This window comes from Anaeromusa acidaminophila DSM 3853, assembly GCF_000374545.1.
Taxonomy (GTDB): domain Bacteria; phylum Bacillota; class Negativicutes; order Anaeromusales; family Anaeromusaceae; genus Anaeromusa; species Anaeromusa acidaminophila.
Map to the genome: position 1 here is coordinate 44,131 of NZ_KB894596.1, position 20,490 is coordinate 64,620.

Here is a 20,490-nt window from a genome sequence, read left to right on the forward strand (position 1 = left end):
TACAATGCAGATAAGGATGTGAGTGGAAAAGGAAGTGGCGCTAGTGGACGTGTTCGAAAAGCTGAAAATCTTAACCGATGCAGCTAAATATGATGTTGCCTGCACGTCCAGCGGCGTGAATAAGCGAGCGCAAGCCGGGCAAATAGGGAGCGCTGCCGCCGCTGGCATCTGTCATAGTTTTTCCGCAGACGGGCGCTGTATTTCTCTTTTGAAAGTGCTGCAGACCAATGTGTGTATCTATGACTGCCAATATTGCGTCAATCGCTGTTCGAACGATACGCCGCGTACTTTTTTTACGCCGCGGGAACTTGCGGAATTGACGATTAACTTTTACCGGCGCAATTATATTGAAGGCTTATTTGTCAGCTCCGGCGTCATCAAAAACCCGGACTATACTTGCGAACAGTTAATTGCAACGCTGCGCATTTTGAGGGAGGAATATCGTTTTCATGGGTACATCCATGCCAAAGCTATTCCGGGCGCCGATCATCGTTTGACCGATCAATTGGGATTGTTGGCGGATCGAATGAGCATCAATATAGAACTGCCATCGCAGCGGAGTCTGGAACTGTTAGCTCCCAATAAGTCAAAACAGGCGATTTTAGCGCCTATGAAGCATATTAAAGAACGAATTCTGGAAAATACCACTGACATTGTCAAATATCGTCATGCTCCTAAGTTTGCTCCGGCAGGGCAGAGTACGCAGATGATTGTGGGAGCGACGCCGGATACGGATCGGCAGATTCTTAATTTGACAGAAGGTCTGTACAAGTCCTATCGGCTGAAGCGCGTATTTTTTTCCGCCTATATGCCGGTAAATGAGACGGCGTTGCTGCCAGCGTTAGATACGAAACCGCCGTTATGGCGGGAGCACCGGTTGTATCAGGCGGATTGGCTTTTGCGGTTTTACAATTTTACGGCGCAAGAACTCTTGGATGAGGACAATCCTAATTTCAATCCTTTTTTGGACCCCAAATGCCAATGGGCGCTGCAGCATCCGGAATGTTTTCCGGTAGATGTTAACCGGGCTAGCTACAAAGAACTTTTGCGGGTGCCGGGCATTGGCGTGATTAGCGCGAAACGGATTGTGGCGTCGCGACGAACCGTGGTTTTGCGTCTTGAAGGGCTTAAAAAGCTTGGGGTAGTGTTAAAACGCGCGCAGTATTTTATTACTTGCGGCGGTGTAGGCGCTGCCGAATTGCGAGCTAAGCGTTCACAAGTCGTGCAAGCGCTGTTGACCGATTCGGAAGGAAGAAGCGTGCGGCGAGAAACGGCTTTAGGGGAACAACAACTGTCATTGTTTGCTGCACCGGAAGAACGCGGCGAAAGAGAGGCTAGAGGGGAGGCGTTTTTGTCATGTATGCGCGCCCTGAGCTGATCTATCGGTATGACGGTACACTAGACGGGTTGCTTTGTTGCGTATTTGAAAGCTACGCTCAAAAAGAATTGCCAGGGGATATTGTGATACAGGGAGAAGCGGTAGAAACGCTGCTTTTTGAAGGAAAAGCCATTCCAACGGATCTGGAAAAGGCGCGGCGGGTTCGTGTATCGATCCCGCAGAAAATTTCTCCAGAAGCTTGGGAGTTTGTACAAAAAGCGTTTCTTACCTGTTTGCCTCGCAAGGAAGTTCATTTGCTGCTTTTTTTACGATTGGGATATCGGCATGGCGCAGAAATAATGCAGATGCTGGCGAATGATACAGTCCATACGCTGTTCAAAGCCGTGCGCCATTTAGAGCGCGAAAGCCATCTGTTTAAAGGGTTTATTCGCTTTGTGGCTGGTAATGGCGTACTAACCGCCCAAATTGAGCCGAAGAATTTTGTTTTGCCGTTGCTGGCGGAACACTTTTGCCAGCGTTTCCCAGAAGAGCGTTTTCTGATTCATGATCAAAGCCATGGTGTGGCGCTGGCATACCAGCCATATCAGTATCGGATTTGTCCGGTAGAAGAATTGGAGCTCCCGGCTCCGGATGCAGAAGAACAAAATTATCAAGAGTTATGGCAACTGTTTTATAAAAGCATTGAAATCAAGGCGCGTCATAATCCACTTTGCCGTAGGACGCAAATGCCGCAACGATATTGGAAAAACATGACGGAAATGGTTGAGGAGCTTGCTAAATTGCCGGGAAGCGGCAAGGCTGCAAAGCAACTTTTTCAAGAACCTCTTCACCGTTTAACATGATGCTTTTTTTAACCGCGTAAGCGGTTTTTTCTTTTTGTAAATAAATTTGCAACTTGTGACAAAAGCGAAAGGATTTGAGAAAGATACTGCGAATAAGTACAACATCCTAATGTTATGTTATATTTACAGGAGCCACAAACCAAATAAAGGAGGGTGAAGGAATGGAAAACATGGGTGCTGCAATGGGCGAAAAGCCCACAAAACAGCGGGTTATTCTTGTCTTGATTTTGTTAGTTACCCTATTGATTGCCTATCTAGACCGAGTCAATGTTTCCGTACTGTTGGCGGATAATACGTTTCTTAGCGACATGGGCATCAAAGGACAGCCTGTGCAGATGGGCTTGCTTATGACCTTATTTTTAATTGCTTATGGTATTTCCAATGTTTTTCTCAGCCCCATTGGAGACTACTTGGGACCTCGAAAAGCTATGTGCTTATCCATCTTGTTGTGGTGCTTGTCATTGTTCATTGGCGGCATTGCGGCAACCTTCACCATTATGCTGGCAGCTCGGGTTATTCTTGGTATCGGTGAAGGCATGCATTGGCCCATGCAGAGCAAGTACGTCAAAAACTGGTTTCCTCCCCATGAAAGGGGCAAGGCGAACGCTGTGTGGGTTGTCGGGTTGATGGCTGGACCGGCGTTGGCTATGCCATTTTTGACCTGGGCTATTCAGTCGTTTGGCTGGCGTACGAGCTTCTTCATCCTTGTTGGCTTTGGTTTGCTGCCATTGATCCTGCTGTGGTTTTATACGACTGATCATCCGCATCAGCATAAAGGTGCTAACCAGGCGGAGCGCGATTTGATTGAAGAAGGCCAAAAGGCTGAAAAAGAGCTAGAGGCGCAAGCCGGGCATAGTACGTTATGGGATAATATGAAAGCTTTTATATTCAATTATCGCTTTTGGCTGGTTACGTTGTATTATTTTTGCTTGGCTTCGATTTTTTGGGGAACCATGGCGTGGCTGCCTTCGTATCTCAAAGTGGCGCGTGGCTTTTCTTGGGCGGCTATGGGCGCTTGGTCGTCGCTTCCTTATGTTCTCGGCATTGTCAGTGTTTTGGCGTCGGGCTATATTTCAGACAAAATTGGTCGGCGTGCGCCTCTGTGCTTTGTATCCATGCTTGGCGCGGCGGCAGGTATCTATTTCGGCGCCTATGCACCGGATAACACAACCGCTGCATTGTTGATTTCCATAGGAATTGCTTCCATTGGTCTGGGGATTGCCCCGGCTTGGGCGATGGTGCAGCATATTGTACCCGGCAAGGCTATCGGAGCTGGCGCTGGTATGATGAATGGCGTTTCTAACGGCGGCTCGGCTTTTTCGCCGGTTCTTATCGGTTTCTTTATTAGCGCTTCCGGCAGCTATGTTGGCGGGTTGATGTTCTTGGTCGGCTTAGGAATGCTGGCAGCTTGTTGTGCAGCTGTATTGGCATACCAAAAATATTAAAACGATAAAGATAGCGCCCGGTTCTTTAAGAACCGGGCGTTGTTTTTTTGCCGGTTGTTTAATTGTTAACCAGCAGAGCGGATGTGGTTTACTTTTGGCGAAAAATGCGATATGATAAAGGCAAACGTCAATACGACGTTATTTTTTTATCGATAAAGTTAACTTTGCTTTTCGAAAGGGTTAACCAATGAAAACAAATGCATCAGAGATTATCCGCTTAGGGGAACAGGTATTGACTGGGCGTCAATTAAGCGGCGAAGAAGCGTTAGCTTTGACCCGTATTGATGTGACCGATATTCCTCTTTTGGCGGCGTATGCCCATAAAGTTCGACAAGCGTTTGGCGGGAACCATGTGGATATGTGCGGCGTTTTGAGCGCGCGGACGGGGCAGTGTTCGGAAGACTGCAAGTTTTGTTCACAGTCGATTCATTACAGTACTCAAGTAGCGCCGCATGCGTTGTTGCCAATCGCTCAATTGGTTGAAGAAGCAAAGGCTGCGGAACAAGCAGGGGCCAAACGCATTAGTTTAGTTACCAGCGGCAAGGGCATGGAAGGGGATGCTGATTTTGAGGCCATTATATTACGCATCCAAGCGATTGCTGCAGAGACGAAGCTGCAAGTGTGCGCTAATCTAGGAACGTTGAATCGGCAGCAAGCAATGCGGCTTCGCGATGCGGGCGTACGGCGCTATGCGCATAATTTGGAAACAAGCGTACGGTTTTATCCAGATATATGTACGACGCATCCTTATCAAGAGCGGGCGGCTACACTGGCTGCGGCGAAAGAAGCGGGGCTGGAACTTTGCTCTGGAGGTATCATTGGGTTGGGCGAGGATTGGCAGGATCGCATCGACTTAGCGCTGGCTTTACGTGAGTTTGCAGTCCAGTCAGTGCCTATTAATATCTTGAATCCCATTCCGGGAACGCCGCTAAGTGAACAGAAACCCTTGCCGGTATTAGAAATTTTACACACGATTGCGTTATTTCGTTTGCTGTTGCCAGAGCCGATTGTGCGTCCTGCAGGAGGGCGCGAAATCAATTTGCGAGATATGCAGGGAGCAGCGATGTTGGCAGGAGCCAATGGGTTGATTGTGGGGCATTATTTGACTTTTTCCGGGCGCAATACGGCTGCTGATTTTCAAATGGCGGCTGATGCGCAATTGAAGCCATGAAATACTAAAACGAAGAGGTGCAAAGATGAGTTATGATTTGATTTTTTCACTGGGAAAGAAAGTGTTGGCTGGCGAGGAACTGACTTTCGAAGAGGCCTTGTCCTTGAGTCAAATCGAGGAAGAAGATATTCCTTTGCTGTTAGCCGTAGCTAATAAAGTGCGTGAACAATTTACGGGCAAAGCCGTGGATACTTGTGAAATCGTAAATGCCCGTTCCGGCAACTGCTCCGAAGACTGCAAATTTTGTGCGCAGTCAGCGCATCATGAAGTAAAGTTTGAAGCTTATCCTTTAATGAAAGAAGAAGATATTGTGGCTGCGGCTAAAAAAGCCGAACAAGACGGCGCCTACCGATTTTGTATTGTGACGGCCGGCTGTGGCATGGACGGCGATAAGGATTTTGAGAAAATATTAGGAGCCATTCGGCGTATTGGCAAGGAAACCAAATTGAATCGTTGCTGTTCTTTGGGGATCCTAGAGGCGGAACATGTTGCCGCCTTGAAAGAAGCGGGGATTACGCGCTACCACCACAACCTGGAAGCTAGCGAAAGCTATTTTTCTGAAATTTGTTCTACTCATACTTATGAAGAGCGCATAGAGACCATCAAGCGAGTAAAGGAAGCGGGTCTGCAGAGCTGTTCCGGAGGAATTATTGGCATGGGCGAGTCTTGGAGGCAGAGGGTGGAACTTGCCTTTGCTCTAAAAGAGCTGGATGTGGATTCGGTGCCTGTCAATGTATTGAATGCCGTGCCGGGAACCGCTTTGGCGCAGCAAAAAAGACTGCAGCCACTCGAAATTTTACAAGCTTTTGCCATTTTTCGTATGGTGCTGCCTAAAAAAATCATCCGTTATGCAGGTGGTCGGGAACACAATCTAGGAGAGCTGGTGCCGCTAGGATTCTTGTCCGGTATTAACGGTATGCTGTTGGGCAATTACTTAACTACGTCCGGCCGCGGTCCGGAGCAAGACTTAAAAACGGTAAACGGCTTGGGCCTTAGCCCGTTGTCGTTGGAAGAACGCTGATAGAAAAATTCGTACTGAAAGACCGCGCAGGCGGTCTTTTCTTTTTGCAGCAGGGGGCGTAATCAGCGAGAAATGGCAGGAATCTTGAAGGAATTTGAAGAATTGAATAGTAATAAAATTAAAATCTGGGCGAAAAGAGGAAGTATGCATGTCGGTGCCGGAAAAAAAGAGAGTCGTTGTAGCTATGAGCGGAGCCAGCGGAGTGGTTCTGGGAATTGAAATTCTACGGGTGCTGAGAGAAATCCCTGCGTATGAGACGCATGTCGTGCTTTCGCGGGGAGCGGAGCTGACCATTGCCGCAGAGACGGAGCATACGGTAGAGGAAGTGCTGCAATGGGCTGACTATGTATATGACAATAGCAATGTGGGGGCGCGTATCGCCAGCGGCACTTTTAAGACGGAAGGCATGCTTGTGGTACCTTGCAGTATGAAAACGGTTGCCGGTATTGCCAGCGGTTATTCGGATAATCTGCTCTTACGCGCAGCGGATGTTACTCTTAAAGAGCGGCGGCCGCTAATTTTAGCGCCGCGGGAAAGTCCATTGGGGATTATTCATTTGCGGAATTTGTTGGCGGTAGCGGAGGCTGGGGCGCTTCTTTTGCCTCCGGTTGTTTCTTATTACCAGAAGCCAAAGAGCCTTGCAGATATGAATCGGCAGATTGCCGGGAAAATTCTCGACAAGTTGGGGATTGAAACACCTGGTTTTCGGCGCTGGGGTGACGCAGAACAATAGTAAATAAGAAAAACTGTCATGAATTAGTTCCTATTTATTGGAAAATTCTGTTCTTGATGATATACTATAACTATACTAATTGCTGTACAATCGGATACTGAAAAACTGAAGCGAATTTTTCTAAAAATAGAGGCATTCGCAAGAAGTTACACTGCGAAACGATGCTATTTTTAGGCATCGTTTTTTAGTTTCATAAGGCAGTAAATGCTTTTGCAATAAAAGAAACTGTGATGAAATATTACAATAATAACCGGTTCGTGATTTTGAAAGGCTATTTTTTGCTAAAAAGTGTTATTTTCAGAATTATTATTGAAAACTAATTAAAATTGACACTATGAGCAAGGAAGTCTAAAATATAAATATCAATAAATGTATACAGAATACTTTTATTTAATTTAAATTAATACGCAAATGTTGCGATGTAAGCGGTATCGTTTCATGGCAATCATTTGCGGAAAAGCAGAAGGAGGATGGTAAGATGTTGCAGGATTTTGGGAATGTCGGTTTGCTGTTAGCGGTTGCTTTGGTATTTCCTTTGATGGCCTTGGCAACTGCATTTTTCATTCGCCCCAAAAATCCAGGAATGGAGAAGTCCATGCCATATGAATGTGGCGTCGACACAGTAGGGGAGACTTGGATTCAGTTTCGGGCCAGTTATTTCCTTTATGCACTTGTATTTGTCGCTTTTGATATTGAAACTGTATTCTTGTATCTCTGGGCTATTAAATTCCAGCAGCTAGGCGTTTTCGCCTTTGTAGAGATGTTTATTTTTCTGAGCATTTTGCTGGTTGGTTTAGGGTATGCCTGGAGGAAAGGGGCTTTGGAATGGAAATGACCAAATTGCAGACGCAGGCGGAGAGAGATCAAGAGCTCTTGCATAAAAATATACTTGTTACCAGTATGGATATGGTTTTGAAATGGGCGCGAAGCAATTCTTTGTGGCCATTATCTTCGGGCCTTGCTTGCTGCGCGATTGAGATGATGTCCGCCGCTGCAGCGCGTTTTGACTTGTCTCGTTTTGGTTATGAGGTGTTTCGGGCGTCACCGCGTCAGGCGGACTTGCTGATTGTTGCCGGCACGCTTACTTGGGCTATGGCTGGACCGCTGAAGCGTCTTTACGAACAGATGCCGGAGCCTAAATACGTTATCTCCATGGGCAGTTGTGCGAACTCCGGCGGCCCTTTTGTGGATTCGTACTCCGTAGTACCGGGCGTGGATCAGATTTTGCCGGTAGACATTTATATTCCTGGTTGTCCGCCTCGGCCGGAAGCGTTAATTCACGGCATGCTGGAGCTGAAACGTAAAATTCGGGACGGAGAAATTGTGAGGGATAAAGCATGACGACGACAGAACTGCTGACAGCTATTCAAGCGTGTCATAGCGATTACTGCGAGATCATTGGCGAAGAAAGCCAGCAAGTGCTACAGGTGGAAGCCGCGCGAGTGGCGGAGCTTATGCTGTGGCTGCGCGATCACGAGGAATACCAGTTTAATATGCTGCGTAATTTGACAGCTGTGGATTACGCAGAGCATTTGGACGTGGTTTATCATGTGTATTCCATGGCGCTGCGGCAGATGATTGTAATAAAAACACGTTGTCAGGCGGAAAACTCCGAAGTGCCGTCGGTGACCTCCGTATGGCCTGCTGCGGATTTTCAGGAGAGAGAAGTTTTTGACTTAATGGGAATTCGCTTTACGGGGCATCCTGACTTACGGCGTATTTTGATGCCGGAAGAATACACGGAGCATCCGCTGCGTAAATCTTTTAAGCTGGGCGCTGGCAGCGCCGCAGTGGTACAGAGAGGGTGTAACTGATGGTAAAAACAGAAACATACACGCTCAATATGGGACCGCAGCATCCTAGTACCCACGGCGTTCTGCAGGTGGTGTTGGAGCTGGACGGCGAAGAAGTGGTGCAGGCGGTGCCTCATATGGGGTACTTGCATCGCGGTATTGAAAAGCTGGCGGAAAGCCGTACCTATGCGCAATTTATTCCCTATACGGATCGCTTGGATTACGTTTCTTCCATGTGTAACAATTTAGGCTACTGTCAGACCGTGGAAAAATTGATGGGTCTTGAAATTCCGGAGCGAGCCGAGTATTTGCGTATTATCATGGTGGAACTCAATCGGATTGCCAGCCATTTGATCTGCATGGGGTCCCTGGCGATTGACCTAGGAGCCTCAACCGGTATGATGTTTGGCTTTCGCGGGCGCGAACGCATTTTGGACTTGTTCGATATGGCTTGCGGCGCGCGGCAGACCTATAGCTATATTCGCTTTGGCGGCGTAGCGGCAGACATTCCGGAGGCGTTTGTACCGGAATTAAGGCGTTTTTTGGCGGATTTTCCGGCTATGATCGAGGAGTATCACGGCCTCTTGACCGGTAACGAGATCCTCTACGAGCGTTTGAAAAACACAGCTGTCATTTCCGGCGAACGGGCGATTGCCATGGGGCTGACCGGCCCAGCGCTGCGTGCGTCCGGTGTGGCGTATGACCTGCGTAAAATGGAGCCGTATGGTATTTATGACCGCTTTGATTTTGAAGTTCCCCTGGGAGAAGTAGGGGACAGCTGGGATCGCTATGTGGTGAGAATGGAAGAATTAAAACAAAGCATGCGGATTGTGGAACAAGCGCTGGAGCAACTGCCGGAAGGGCCTGTGATGGGCAAAGTGCCGAAAGTACTGAAACCGCCGGTGGGGGAAGTGTACCATGCGGTGGAAAATCCTCGTGGTGAATTGGGATACTATATTGTTAGCGATGGTTCTCCAAAGCCATATCGTATTCATGTGCGTCGGCCTTCGTTCATTAATTTGCAGATGCTGAACGAAACTTGCCAGGGCTTGCTGATTGCCGATGTGGTTGCTGTGCTGGCTACGCTGGATTCGCTAATGGGAGAAGTGGACTGCTAGTTGGTTCCATAGAGAGAAGCACGTAAAGGAGAGGCATAAGGCATGCAAGAAGTAACTGGTTTGTATGTAATCGCGGCATGGCTGCGACAAATTTTAGCAATGTATCTGCCTGGGCAGCAATGGGTGGATTTGTGCATGAGTTTAGTGGAGATTGGCGCTATCTTTGGCGTTATTTCCTTGTCTGCGGTTGTGCTGGTGTATGCGGAACGCAAGATCAGCGCATTTATGCAGCGGCGTTCCGGGCCGAATCGCGTGGGGCCTAAGGGCTTACTGCAGACAACGGCGGATATGATTAAGCTGATGGCAAAGGAAGACATTATGCCCACTGGCGCTGATAAGTGGATGTGGATGTTGGCGCCGATGCTGCTGTTTTTGCCTGCAGCTATGGGTTATGTGGTATTTCCCTTTGATGAGCAAGTTATTTTCGCGGATCTGAACATTGGTATTTTTTATTTCATTGCTATTTCTTCTCAATCGGTACTGCCGTTTTTGATGGCAGGCTGGGCTTCCAACAATAAATATTCCTTGGTTGGCGGCATGCGTACGGTGGCGCAGATGCTGAGCTATGAGGTGCCGATGGTGCTTTCGATTTTGGGCATCGTCATGCTGACCGGCTCCATGAAGATGAGCTCCATTGTAGCGGCGCAGCAAGACATCTGGTTTGTGGCGCTGCAGCCGATTGCTTTTGTGGTATATGTCATTACGGCTACGGCGGAAATCAACCGGGCGCCTTTTGACTTGGTCGAGGGGGAATCCGAGCTTGTAGCAGGACCGTTTACGGAGTACACCGGTATGCGCTGGGCTTTGTTTTTCCTGGCGGAGTATGCCAATTTGCTTGCGGTTTCTGTTATTGCGACTACGCTGTTCTTGGGCGGTTGGAGCGGCCCCTGGCTTCCTGGGTGGATTTGGTTTTTGCTGAAAGTGGCCGCAATGATTTTTCTCTTCATGTGGTTTCGCTGGACGTTCCCTCGACTGCGTATTGACCAGTTGCTGGCATTCGGGTGGAAGCTGCTGTTGCCGCTAGCGCTGTTGAATGTCATTATTACGGGGATCGGCATTTATCTTTCCGAGTTTTTCATTTAGGAGGAACCTCTTATGCTTGGTAAAGGCTTGCTACAGGGAATGGGCATTACCTTGAGGGCGTTTTTCGCCAAAAAGGAAACATTGCAATATCCCGAAGCTAAATTAGTGATGCCGGAACGCTTTCGGGGCGGCGAACTGGAATTGGACCATAAAAAATGCATTGCCTGCGGGCTGTGCGCGATGGCTTGCCCTAATCATGTAATCAAACTAACTACGAAGATGGATGAACAGAAAAAACGTCATCTAGAAACCTATGTCTATCAGTCCGGCTTGTGCTTGTATTGCAATTACTGCATCGAAGCCTGCCCGACAAAAGCGATTTGCTGGGACAAGAACTATGAAAACTCCCGTTATACGAAAGCGGAATTAGATGTGGACTGTCTGGCTCTTTCAAGGGCGAAGCAACCCGATGAAGTGGCGGAACCGCCTGTATCTCAGGAGAAAGCGGCGGCTGATGAGGCGTCGTCTAGTCAAGGGAGGGATGCTTGATGAGTGAATGGGCTTATACGATTGCCTTTTTTGTCTTTGCATCTATTACCGTGGCTGCGGCGTTTGCGGCTGTAAGTAAAACGAATCTGGTGCATAGCGCGCTGTTTTTGGCATTGTGTTTTATTGGCGTCAGCGGCTTGTACGTACTGTTGCAGGCGGACTTTATGGCGGCCGTGCAAATCTTGATTTATAACGGCGCTATTGCCATTGTGTTCGTATTGGGGACGATGCTGACAAGGCGCAGCAGTTACCATGGAACCAATGCAACAGCTCGGGATATTCCTTCGCGTTTGGTGTTGGCGGTTAGCTCTTTGTTTGTCGCCATTACGATGGCGGTTATTGCAACGACGCCGTGGCGCTACTCCAGTGCGCCGCCGGTGGAAGATACGCCTTCGCTTTTAGGGCAGTTGATCCTTACGGACTATATGGTGGCGATGGAAGTGGCGGCCGTCCTTTTGCTGGCGGCGATGATCGGCTCTATTGTTCTGGCAAAAGGAGTGGAGGAAGAATGATAGGCTTAACGCACTTTTTGGTAGTGGCAGCCATGGTGTTTGCCATTGGCCTATATGGGCTGCTGACGAAGCGGACGATTATCGGTTTGTTGATGAGCATTGAGCTGATGCTCAATGCGGTAAACATTAATTTGATTGCGTTTTCGCGTTTTATTACGCCTGATGCCCTGACAGGGCAGGTGTTTGCTATTTTTACCATTACCGTTGCGGCTGCGGAAGTAGCGGTGGGGTTGGCCATGGTCTTCCGTGTGTATCATGACCGCAATACGGTGCATGCCGCCAGATTGGACGAGATGCGCTGGTAAGCGAGTATCAGAGAGTAGGTGAGGAATGTTGTTTATTCAATATGCGTTGCATCATGCCTGGCTGATACCGCTGCTGCCGGCCGCCGCCTTCGTGCTTGTCGGCTTCTTCTTGCGTCGTTTGCCGACGGTTACGGCAACGGTATCGCTTCTGCTGAACGGCCTGAGCCTTTTGTTGGCGCTGGGCGTTGCTGAAGGCGTAATAAGCCGGGGGATTAGCGTGGAGCAGCCGCTGCTTCAAAAGGTATCCTGGCTTTCACTGCCAGGTCTTTCCGTGGATATGGGCGTCTATATTGATCCGATTTCCGCCATGATGCTGGTGGTAGTGACGCTGGTATCGTTTTTGGTGCAGCTGTATTCGATTGGCTATATGCACGGTGAAGAAGGCTTTGGGCGCTTTTTTGCGTATTTGTCGCTGTTTGCCGCCTCCATGCTGGGGTTGGTTTTGGCGGTGAATTTTGTGCAAATGTTTGTATTCTGGGAATTGGTCGGTCTTTGTTCGTATTTGCTGATTGGTTACTATTTCCACAAGATTTCCGCCAGAGAGGCGGCCAAGAAAGCCTTCATTACAACTCGAATTGGCGATTTCGGTCTTTTAATGGGCATTTTGTTTTTGCAAATTCTCTTTGGAACTCTTGATTTTCAGCAATTGGGCTTGGCGGTGCCGGCGTATGTGGCGCAAAACGGCACGGTTCTCTTGACTGGTGTGGCGTTGTTGATTTTCATGGGTCCTGTTGGTAAGTCCGGTCAATTTCCACTGCATGTATGGCTGCCGGACGCCATGGAAGGCCCTACGCCGGTTTCGGCTTTGATTCATGCGGCTACAATGGTGGTCGCGGGCGTATATTTAGTGGCTAGATCATTTTTCTTGTTTAATTTGCTACCGTCGGTAATGGACGCTGTCGCTTGGACAGGGGCTTTTACGGCGATTTTTGCAGCAAGCATTGCTTTTACGCAACGCGACATCAAACGCATTTTGGCGTACTCTACCGTTAGTCAGCTTGGCTATATGATGCTGGCTCTCGGTGTGGGCAGCTTGACGGCGTCCATGTTTCATCTGATGACGCATGCTTTCTTTAAAGCCTTGATGTTTCTGGCGGCTGGCGCAGTACTGCATGGCTTGCCGAACCGAAATGATATTTTTGAAATGGGCGGCTTGCGGCACAAGATGCCGGTAACCTTTGCCGCTATGACCATTGGCGTGCTGGCCATTTCGGGCATTCCGCCTTTTGCGGGGTTCTTTTCTAAAGATGAAATTCTCTTGGCGGCATTTGATGTGAGTTTGCCGCTCTTTGCGGTAGCTCTTATTACGTCGTGTATGACTTCCTTCTATATGGCGCGGCTGCTCATTGTTGTTTTCTGCGGCCCGGAAAAAAGCGGCAACCATCCTCACGAGGCGCCTCTTTCCATGCGGATTCCGTTATTTGTACTTGGCGTGTTAGCGGTGGTAGGCGGTTATGCAGGTTATGCCGGGCATTTTGGAGAGTGGGTGCGCTTTGGCGCAGCTTCCCACGCCGACATTCACTGGGGAATTGCCGGCGCTTCGACGCTGCTGGCGCTGGCAGCTTTTGGCCTTGCTTGGAAAATTTACGGCAGCGGCTCAAGAAAACCGGCGGAACAACTGACTTGGCGTTTTCGCAGCGCCTATAATCTCAGCTTTCATAAATACTATTTGGATGAATGGTATCAATGGTTTAATGAATCTTATTTGGGTGAATTTGCTCGCAATATGCATTGGATGGAGCGAAACATTATTGACTCGGTCATCAACGGGATTGCAGCAGTGCCTCTTTTTGTGGGGGACAGGCTGCGCAAGATGCAGACCGGCAGTTTGCAGCGCTACGGCGTCGTGATGTTTTGCGCGGCGTTGTTGATTGCCGTTAGTCTCCTGGTGCTAAATCCCTTACTAAAAGGCGTCTGGTTTGGAGGTGCGTGTTAACATGGTGAGCTTTCCGTTATTAACGCTGATTCTGTTGACGCCTGTCTGGGGAATTTTGGTGCTTCTTTGCATGCCTAGGGAAGCCGACCGTATGATTAAGATGGTTTCGGCTGCATCCATGACAGTGGCCTTTGCTTTGACGGTGTATGCATATTGGGCGTACGATGTCGTGCAAGGGGGTATGCAGTTTCAAGAAACGGTGCCCTGGATTGCCGAATTAGGCGTAACCTATGCGCTGGGCGTAGACGGCATTTCTTTGCCGCTGCTGCTTTTGACGGTTTTGGTAGGCCTTTCTACGGTCTTTGTATCCTGGAATGAAAAAGAGCGGCCAAAGGAATTTTTCATTCAACTACTGCTCTTGATAGTAGGCGCTATTGGCGTTTTCATTTCACGAGATTTGTTTATCTTCCTGCTCTTTTACGAGTTAGGCATTGTGCCGACGTATATCATGGTAGTAGTTTGGGGCTCAGTGAAGCGTGTTTCTAAAGAGCATGCAGCCATGAAGATGACTATTTATCTGCTGTTGGGCTCGGCATTTATGCTGGCGGGAGTGTTGGCGTTGTACTTAAACGCCTACCCGGAAGGGCTGCGCACGTTTAGCATGGAAGCTTTAGCACAGGCTCACGCTATGGGGAACTTGTCCGAAAACGTACAAATTGTCGCTTTTTTCCTCTTGCTTTTGGGCTTTGGTTCTACGCTGGCTATGTGGCCGTTTTACAGCTGGGCGCCGGACGGATATGCCGCCGCGCCGAGCGGTGTGTCGATGCTGCACGCAGGCGTGTTGAAAAAGGTAGGCGGCTATGGCCTAATTCGCTTGGGTCTGCTGACCTTGCCCTTGGGTGTTAAATTTTGGGCTCCTGTGATTGCTCTAGTGGCGATTATCAATATTCTCTATGCGGCGATGGTAGCCTTGGCGGAAAAGGACTTGAAGTATATTATTGGATATTCATCCATTTCTCATATGGGCTACATTCTGATCGGCTTTGCAGCCCTGAATGTAATCAGCATTGATGGTGCTGTGGCCAATATGTTCGCTCATGGCGTCATGTGCGCCTTGTTCTTTGCGATGATTGGACTTGTACAGGAGCGCACCAATACACGGTTAGTCTCCGAGCTTGGCGGGTTAGCGCATCAAATGCCTCGTGTGGCCGTTGGTTTTATGCTGGCCGGTATGAGTTCTTTGGGCTTGCCTGGCTTAGCGGGTTTTATCCCTGAGTTTACCATTTTTGTGGGGGCTTTTAAGGAATATCCTGTTTCTACCTTCTTGGCTGTTTCCGGTATTGTGTTTACGGCGCTGTATATCCTGCGGCTGTTGGCCAATGTGTTGTTTGGGCCGAGACGTGAAGAATTTGACGGTTGCAAGGATGCGACTGGTGTTGAGCTGGTGCCGTTGGTCCTACTGGGCGCTGCTCTCGTTATTTTCGGCATCTTCCCGCAAATGCTCATGGGCGTAGTGAATAGCGGCATGGAGCCGGCGGCAGCGCTGCTCCTGAAGCTGCACGCGCTGCAGGGAGGGTTGTTATAATGAATATCGCATTATTAGCTAGTGAAATCTCTGTTGTCGTCCTTGCGTTATTTCTGCTGGTTTTTGACTTGCTGCTTCCCAAACAGGAAACGCGCCGTAGTTTAGGGTATTTGGCAGTTTGCGGCGTGACAGCCATCCTTGTTTATACTGCTACCCGTTATGGAGATGCTGCCAGTGTCTATCATGGATTTTTTGTGGTGGACAACTTTGCGCTTTTTTTCAAGCTGCTATTTTTGGCGGCGACCTTGCTGACAATTCTTTTTTCCTTTGATTACGTGGAAAAAATGACGCGCAGCGGGGGCGAGTTTTATGCCTTGCTGTTGTTTGCCTTGCTGGGGATGATGGTCATGGCGTCGGCGAGCGACTTGTTGACGCTTTTTGTGGGCTTGGAATTAATGACTATCGTCTTTTACGCCCTCGTCGGCTTTGATCTCAAGAACAAACGTTCCAGCGAAGCCGGTATCAAGTATATGATTCTTGGCTCGGCGGCCAGCGCTATCTTGCTGTATGGCATGAGCTGGGTGTACGGTTTCACCGGGACGCTGATGCTTAAAGAGATTGCTCAGAATGCGGCAGCCACTCCGGCTATGATGCTGGGGATGGGGCTGATGCTGGCGGGGCTTTGTTTTAAGCTTTCAATTGTTCCTTTTCACATGTGGGCGCCGGATGTATACGAAGGCGCGCCAGTATCGATTACAGCGATGCTCGCCATGGGCTCCAAAGCAGCCGCTTTTGCGGTGCTGCTGCGGATTTTCATTACGGCCTTCGGTTCCTTGCAGGCCTACTGGATCACCGTAGTTACCGCGCTGGCGGCTCTTAGCATGGTTGTCGGCATTGTGATTGCGATGTGGCAAAGCAATGTAAAGCGTATGCTGGCGTATTCGTCGGTCGCTCAAGCTGGTTATATTCTTTCCGGTTTGCTGGCGGCGGATGTGGCGGGCATTAAAGGCATGCTGTTCTACGTTGTTTTGTATATGTTTGCCAATGTGGGCGCTTTTGCCGTAGTGACGGCTGTCAGCAATGAAACCGGTTCTGACGAACGGAGCGCGTTCAAGGGGTTGTCGCAGCGTTCGCCGCTCTTGGCCTTAGTGATGACCTTATCTTTGATGTCTATGGCCGGCTTGCCTCCTATGGCTGGCTTTGTCGGTAAATTATATCTCTTTATGGCCATTTCGGAGCAAGGGTTCTTTTGGCTGGCTGTGCTGGGTTTTGTGATGTCGATGATCTCCGTGTATTACTATATGCTGGTGGTCAAGGAGATGTACAGTCCGGCGGCAGAACCGGCAGAGGCTGCGCCTCTGTATTTTAGCGGTACTCTGCGCTTGGCGGCAGTGCTTAGCTTATTTGGTACGATCTTCTTGGGCGTATACCCAGGGCCGTTGTCGCAATTGGCAGCTGCTGCGGCCAAAGTGTTGTGGTAATCTTTTAGAATTTCTTAGAAAAGAAGCCTGTACCACCTAAAAGTGGTACAGGCTTTTTCTTTACCAGCGAATTCGTACTTTTCTTAATTGATTTGGCAGGAAAACACAGGGTGCGTGAAGAAGTTAGAAAACTAAGCCATAGTCTGAATGAAAAGTTTAGACGGAAATACTTAGGGGCGGTGGAAACGGTGAAAAAGGTAGTATTTAAGGGAGCTGGGGTTGCGGTAGTCACGCCGTATAATGAAACGGGCATTGATTACAAAGCGCTGGCGCAGCTGATCGACTTCAATATTGATAATGGCACTGACGCCATTATCATTTGCGGTACGACCGGAGAATCGGCCACGATGACCGATGAAGAACACAAAGAAGCCATTGAATTTACCATTAAACATGTCAACAAACGGGTGCCTGTGATCGCAGGGACCGGCTCCAATGATACGATCTACGCGGCGCAGCTGTCGCAGCATGCAGAGGAAGCCGGTGCTGATGCGCTCTTACTAGTGTCGCCATATTACAACAAAACTTCACAGAAAGGCCTTGTAGAGCATTTTAACTACATTGCTGATCGCGTGAATATCCCGATTATCTTGTACAATGTACCTTCGCGGACTGGTGTGACGATCAAACCGGAAACGTATCAGGCTTTGTCTAAACATCCGAATATCGTGGCTACCAAAGAAGCTAGCGGTGATTTTTCCGCCATTTTAAAAACACGAGCTTTGTGCGGCGATGACCTGCATATGTATTCCGGCAATGATGATCAGATTGTGCCGATTTTGGCGATGGGCGGCATGGGGGTTATTTCCGTGCTTTCCAATATCATGCCTAAGGAAACGCATGAAATCTGTAAGCTTTTCTTTGAAGGGCGTATTCAAGAAAGCAGTGCGCTGCAGATTCGCTTGGCGGATATTATTGATGCGCTATTCGTAGAGGTGAACCCTATTCCAGTCAAAACCGCGCTGCGGTTGATGGGCTATCCTGTGGGAGAATTACGGCGTCCGCTGACGGATATGGAGCCGAACACCTTAGCGCAGCTCAAAAAAGCGTTGGCTGCACATGGCTTAACCAAAAATTAAAGTTATATTGAAAACAGGCCGCCGGAGTTTTCGGCGGCCTGTTTTTTGCAGTCTTCAGTTATATTTTTCAGTCACGCTGGTTCTCTTGTTGGTTCTTTCTTATAGGCTTGACTGTATGGCTATTTGGCGCTACACTGAGAGAACTCTCTTTGAAACAAGTTGGTTTTTTACCGGAAGGAATACGATGCATGGATGAATGGATTACAGTGCTGCAGGAGTGGGGCGTTTGGGGATTGGTGTTGGCTTCGTTTACCGAAGCCTTTTGCTCACCAGTTTTACCGGATGTAGTATTGATTCCTTTAGCATTAGCGCAGCCGGAGCAGGCGCTTTTTTACGGGTTTATTGCTACGGCGGCTTCCGTAGCGGGCGGTTTTGTAGGTTATTTCCTGGGGAAACGTCTAGGCGTCAAAGCGGCGAGAAAGCTATTGCCCGAGAGTCAACTCCAACGATTGAAAGAAGGCGTGGAAGGGAATGCGCTTTGGGCGGTGTTGCTGGCGGTCATGTCGCCGTTTCCCTATAAATGCATTACCATTGCCGCGGGCGCAGTAGGGATGAGGCTGTCTGTTTTTATGGCCATTTCCGTGTTGGGTCGGACAAAACGCTTCTTTTTGGAGGCGCTGCTCATTTACTGGTATGGTCCGCAAGCTGTAGAATGGCTGCGCCAGTACGGGGATGGAATGCTGTGGGGCTCAGTAGCGCTAACTGTTTTGGCTGTCGCTGGCTGGTATGTGCGACGGCGTTGGAGGAGACGCCGCGCGCTGGCTACTAAAGGGGTCATGGAGTAGCGGGTTGAACAAGAGTCGCGCGAGTGATCTGAGGGCGTAACTGAGGATTGCGGAGTACAAGATAAAGCATAAAAAAGAACGCATTACAATCTGGAAAGCCAGGCTGTAATGCGTTCTTGCTTTATGCTTTAGGGTAGAGAGCGGCGCGTTGTTTTTTCACTTCGCCGTCTTGGAGATATTCGTCGTAGCTCATGCGACGGTCAATGACGCCGTTAGGAGTAATTTCGATAATGCGGTTGGCAATGGTTTCTACAAATTGATGGTCATGCGAGGTAAAGAGCATGGTGCCTTCAAACTGCGTCAGACCGCTATTTAATGAGGTGATCGTTTCTAGATCCAGATGGTTGGTGGGTTCGTCCAGGATGAGGACGTTGGCGCCGCTGACCATCATGCGGGAAAGCATGCAGCGGACTTTCTCACCGCCTGAGAGAACGTTGGCTTCTTTTTGACTTTCCTCGCCGGAGAAAAGCATGCGTCCCAAGAAGCCGCGGATGAAGGTTTCATCCTGATCACGGGAAAATTGGCGCAGCCAATCTACCAGATTGAGTGTGACGTCGTCAAAGTAGGCGGAGTTGTCTTTTGGGAAATACGCCTGCGTCGTGGTGACGCCCCACTTGAATTCGCCTTGCTCCGGCTCCAGCTCGCCGGCAAGAATACGGAACAGCGCGGTTTTAGCAATGGAATCAGGACCGACAAAAGCGATTTTATCGCCTTTGGCAACCAAGAAAGAGACATCGTTCAGTACTTTTTCGCCTTCGACGGTAACACTGATGCCATCGACGGAGAGGAGCTGAGCCCCTGCTTCACGGTCTGGCTTAAAGGCGATATAGGGGTAGCGTCGCGAGGACGGCTTGATGTCGTCTAACGTCAGTTTTTCCAACTGCTTTTTCCGTGAAGTGGCCTGTTTGGATTTAGAAGCATTAGCGCTGAAGCGCTGGATGAAGGTTTGGAGGTCCTTCATTTTTTCTTCCTTTTTCTTGTTGGCGTCTTTAGCCAACTGCAGAGCCAATTGACTGGATTCCAACCAGAAATCGTAGTTGCCTACATAAAGCTGTAGACCTTCGAAGTCCAAATCAGCAATATGCGTGCAGACCTGATTGAGAAAGTGACGGTCATGGGAAACCACAATGACGGTATTGGGGAAATCATAGAGGAAGTTTTCGAGCCAGTTGATGGACTCGATATCCAAATGGTTGGTAGGTTCGTCCAACAGCAGAATGTCAGGGTTGCCGAAGAGCGCTTGCGCCAACAGAACCCGTACTTTTTCCGCGCCGTCTAATTCAGACATGAGCTTGTCATGCAAGCCTTCGTTGATGCCAAGGCCGTTAAGTAGACGAGCGGCTTCCGTGTCGGCGTCCCAACCATTAAGTTCAGCGAATTCGCATTCCAGTTCCGATACGCGCATGCCGTCCTCATCGGAAAAGTCCGGCTTTGCATATAAAGCGTCTTTTTCTTCCATAATTGCGTAAAGACGGCTATGGCCCATGATGACGGTTTGCAAAACAGGAAACTCGTCAAATTCGTAATGGTTTTGTTTGAGTACCGCTAAGCGTTCGCCCGGAGTGATGATAACATCGCCTTTAGTGGGTTCGATTTCGCCGGAAAGTACTTTGAGGAAGGTAGATTTGCCGGCGCCGTTGGCTCCGATGAGGCCGTAACAGTTGCCGGGAGTAAATTTGACAGAGACGTCCTTGAAAAGAACGCGCTTGCCGAATTGCAATTCAATGTTGCTTGTACTGATCATGTTGGTTGCATCCTATCCTTTTCACGATAATTAAAACAGATTCTTTCATTGTAACACAGAGAGAGGAAGAAGTCGATTGCCAGGATTTTGTAAAAAAATATAGTCTGAGGTATTGACAAGAAGACAAAGGAACGGTATGATTTGGTTAA

The 20,490-nt window shown here is 48.9% G+C and carries 20 protein-coding genes; 19 read left to right on the plus strand and 1 reads right to left on the minus strand.

The window, feature by feature from the left end:
• The first annotated feature begins 43 nt into the window (after positions 1-43).
• The 19 genes from C508_RS0111815 to C508_RS0111910 all read left to right on the plus strand — a co-directional run bounded on the left by C508_RS0111815 (position 44) and on the right by C508_RS0111910 (position 18,597).
• A complete protein-coding gene (locus C508_RS0111815) occupies positions 44-1,378 on the plus strand; it encodes a putative DNA modification/repair radical SAM protein (RefSeq protein ID WP_018703782.1) in 1,335 nt (444 codons plus the stop codon).
• Positions 1,357-2,181, plus strand: a complete 825-nt coding sequence (locus C508_RS0111820; protein ID WP_018703783.1) for a TIGR03915 family putative DNA repair protein — start codon at positions 1,357-1,359, stop codon at positions 2,179-2,181. The genes C508_RS0111815 and C508_RS0111820 overlap by 22 nt, the downstream gene beginning before the upstream one ends.
• A gap of 161 nt (positions 2,182-2,342) precedes the next feature.
• Positions 2,343-3,626, plus strand: a complete 1,284-nt coding sequence (locus C508_RS0111825; protein ID WP_018703784.1) for an MFS transporter — start codon at positions 2,343-2,345, stop codon at positions 3,624-3,626.
• A 187-nt stretch (positions 3,627-3,813) separates the two neighbouring features.
• Entirely contained in the window at positions 3,814-4,797 is a 984-nt protein-coding gene (bioB, locus tag C508_RS0111830; protein ID WP_018703785.1) for a biotin synthase BioB, read from the plus strand.
• Positions 4,798-4,822: 25 nt separating this feature from the next.
• Positions 4,823-5,818: a biotin synthase BioB gene (gene bioB, locus C508_RS0111835; protein WP_018703786.1), complete on the plus strand. Its 996-nt coding sequence runs from the start codon at positions 4,823-4,825 to the stop codon at positions 5,816-5,818.
• Between the two features lie 148 nt (positions 5,819-5,966).
• Positions 5,967-6,551 (plus strand): UbiX family flavin prenyltransferase, encoded by a 585-nt coding sequence (locus C508_RS0111840; protein ID WP_018703787.1) that lies wholly within the window; start codon positions 5,967-5,969, stop codon positions 6,549-6,551.
• Positions 6,552-7,029: 478 nt separating this feature from the next.
• Positions 7,030-7,386, plus strand: a complete 357-nt coding sequence (locus C508_RS0111850; RefSeq protein WP_018703789.1) for an NADH-quinone oxidoreductase subunit A — start codon at positions 7,030-7,032, stop codon at positions 7,384-7,386.
• Complete coding sequence (locus tag C508_RS0111855; RefSeq protein WP_018703790.1) at positions 7,377-7,892, plus strand: NADH-quinone oxidoreductase subunit B; 516 nt, start codon at positions 7,377-7,379, stop codon at positions 7,890-7,892. The genes C508_RS0111850 and C508_RS0111855 overlap by 10 nt, the downstream gene beginning before the upstream one ends.
• Positions 7,889-8,365, plus strand: a complete 477-nt coding sequence (locus C508_RS18490; RefSeq protein ID WP_018703791.1) for an NADH-quinone oxidoreductase subunit C — start codon at positions 7,889-7,891, stop codon at positions 8,363-8,365. Before C508_RS0111855 ends, C508_RS18490 begins: the two co-directional genes overlap by 4 nt.
• Positions 8,365-9,462, plus strand: coding sequence for an NADH-quinone oxidoreductase subunit D (locus tag C508_RS0111865; RefSeq protein WP_018703792.1), 1,098 nt, complete (start codon positions 8,365-8,367; stop codon positions 9,460-9,462). The genes C508_RS18490 and C508_RS0111865 overlap by 1 nt, the downstream gene beginning before the upstream one ends.
• 42 nt (positions 9,463-9,504) lie before the next feature.
• Positions 9,505-10,545: an NADH-quinone oxidoreductase subunit NuoH gene (gene nuoH, locus C508_RS0111870; RefSeq protein WP_018703793.1), complete on the plus strand. Its 1,041-nt coding sequence runs from the start codon at positions 9,505-9,507 to the stop codon at positions 10,543-10,545.
• 12 nt (positions 10,546-10,557) lie between these two features.
• The gene (locus C508_RS0111875) at positions 10,558-11,034 is read left to right on the plus strand and encodes a NuoI/complex I 23 kDa subunit family protein (RefSeq protein ID WP_018703794.1); all 477 of its coding nucleotides are present in this window, start codon (positions 10,558-10,560) and stop codon (positions 11,032-11,034) included.
• A complete protein-coding gene (locus C508_RS0111880) occupies positions 11,034-11,546 on the plus strand; it encodes an NADH-quinone oxidoreductase subunit J family protein (RefSeq protein WP_018703795.1) in 513 nt (170 codons plus the stop codon). Before C508_RS0111875 ends, C508_RS0111880 begins: the two co-directional genes overlap by 1 nt.
• A complete protein-coding gene (nuoK, locus tag C508_RS0111885) occupies positions 11,543-11,851 on the plus strand; it encodes an NADH-quinone oxidoreductase subunit NuoK (protein WP_018703796.1) in 309 nt (102 codons plus the stop codon). The genes C508_RS0111880 and nuoK overlap by 4 nt, the downstream gene beginning before the upstream one ends.
• A gap of 25 nt (positions 11,852-11,876) precedes the next feature.
• Positions 11,877-13,787, plus strand: a complete 1,911-nt coding sequence (gene nuoL / locus C508_RS0111890; RefSeq protein ID WP_018703797.1) for an NADH-quinone oxidoreductase subunit L — start codon at positions 11,877-11,879, stop codon at positions 13,785-13,787.
• A 1-nt stretch (position 13,788) separates the two neighbouring features.
• Positions 13,789-15,312, plus strand: a complete 1,524-nt coding sequence (locus C508_RS0111895) for a complex I subunit 4 family protein (protein ID WP_018703798.1) — start codon at positions 13,789-13,791, stop codon at positions 15,310-15,312.
• Positions 15,312-16,733 carry an NADH-quinone oxidoreductase subunit N gene (locus C508_RS0111900; RefSeq protein WP_018703799.1) on the plus strand — a complete coding sequence of 474 codons (1,422 nt, stop codon included), beginning with the start codon at positions 15,312-15,314 and terminating at the stop codon, positions 16,731-16,733. The genes C508_RS0111895 and C508_RS0111900 overlap by 1 nt, the downstream gene beginning before the upstream one ends.
• Positions 16,734-16,921: 188 nt before the next feature.
• Complete coding sequence (dapA, locus tag C508_RS0111905; RefSeq protein ID WP_026319500.1) at positions 16,922-17,812, plus strand: 4-hydroxy-tetrahydrodipicolinate synthase; 891 nt, start codon at positions 16,922-16,924, stop codon at positions 17,810-17,812.
• 188 nt (positions 17,813-18,000) lie between these two features.
• Positions 18,001-18,597 carry a YqaA family protein gene (locus tag C508_RS0111910; RefSeq protein WP_018703801.1) on the plus strand — a complete coding sequence of 199 codons (597 nt, stop codon included), beginning with the start codon at positions 18,001-18,003 and terminating at the stop codon, positions 18,595-18,597.
• A 121-nt stretch (positions 18,598-18,718) separates the two neighbouring features.
• Here C508_RS0111910 and C508_RS0111915 read toward each other — a convergent pair whose 3' ends face one another.
• Entirely contained in the window at positions 18,719-20,341 is a 1,623-nt protein-coding gene (locus C508_RS0111915; RefSeq protein WP_018703802.1) for an ABC-F family ATP-binding cassette domain-containing protein, read from the minus strand.
• Positions 20,342-20,490: the final 149 nt, after the last annotated feature.

Bases quoted from the DNA above. Each gene is read 5' to 3' on its own strand.
- C508_RS0111820 (WP_018703783.1), top strand. From the start codon at position 1,357: ATGTATGCGCGCCCTGAGCTGATCTATCGGTATGACGGTACACTAGAC.
- C508_RS0111825 (WP_018703784.1), top strand. From the start codon at position 2,343: ATGGAAAACATGGGTGCTGCAATGGGCGAAAAGCCCACAAAACAGCGG.
- bioB (WP_018703785.1), top strand. From the start codon at position 3,814: ATGAAAACAAATGCATCAGAGATTATCCGCTTAGGGGAACAGGTATTG.
- bioB (WP_018703786.1), top strand. From the start codon at position 4,823: ATGAGTTATGATTTGATTTTTTCACTGGGAAAGAAAGTGTTGGCTGGC.
- C508_RS0111840 (WP_018703787.1), top strand. From the start codon at position 5,967: ATGTCGGTGCCGGAAAAAAAGAGAGTCGTTGTAGCTATGAGCGGAGCC.
- C508_RS0111850 (WP_018703789.1), top strand. From the start codon at position 7,030: ATGTTGCAGGATTTTGGGAATGTCGGTTTGCTGTTAGCGGTTGCTTTG.
- C508_RS0111855 (WP_018703790.1), top strand. From the start codon at position 7,377: ATGGAAATGACCAAATTGCAGACGCAGGCGGAGAGAGATCAAGAGCTC.
- C508_RS18490 (WP_018703791.1), top strand. From the start codon at position 7,889: ATGACGACGACAGAACTGCTGACAGCTATTCAAGCGTGTCATAGCGAT.
- C508_RS0111865 (WP_018703792.1), top strand. From the start codon at position 8,365: ATGGTAAAAACAGAAACATACACGCTCAATATGGGACCGCAGCATCCT.
- nuoH (WP_018703793.1), top strand. From the start codon at position 9,505: ATGCAAGAAGTAACTGGTTTGTATGTAATCGCGGCATGGCTGCGACAA.
- C508_RS0111875 (WP_018703794.1), top strand. From the start codon at position 10,558: ATGCTTGGTAAAGGCTTGCTACAGGGAATGGGCATTACCTTGAGGGCG.
- C508_RS0111880 (WP_018703795.1), top strand. From the start codon at position 11,034: ATGAGTGAATGGGCTTATACGATTGCCTTTTTTGTCTTTGCATCTATT.
- nuoK (WP_018703796.1), top strand. From the start codon at position 11,543: ATGATAGGCTTAACGCACTTTTTGGTAGTGGCAGCCATGGTGTTTGCC.
- nuoL (WP_018703797.1), top strand. From the start codon at position 11,877: ATGTTGTTTATTCAATATGCGTTGCATCATGCCTGGCTGATACCGCTG.
- C508_RS0111895 (WP_018703798.1), top strand. From the start codon at position 13,789: ATGGTGAGCTTTCCGTTATTAACGCTGATTCTGTTGACGCCTGTCTGG.
- C508_RS0111900 (WP_018703799.1), top strand. From the start codon at position 15,312: ATGAATATCGCATTATTAGCTAGTGAAATCTCTGTTGTCGTCCTTGCG.
- C508_RS0111910 (WP_018703801.1), top strand. From the start codon at position 18,001: ATGGATGAATGGATTACAGTGCTGCAGGAGTGGGGCGTTTGGGGATTG.
- C508_RS0111915 (WP_018703802.1), bottom strand. From the start codon at position 20,341: ATGATCAGTACAAGCAACATTGAATTGCAATTCGGCAAGCGCGTTCTT.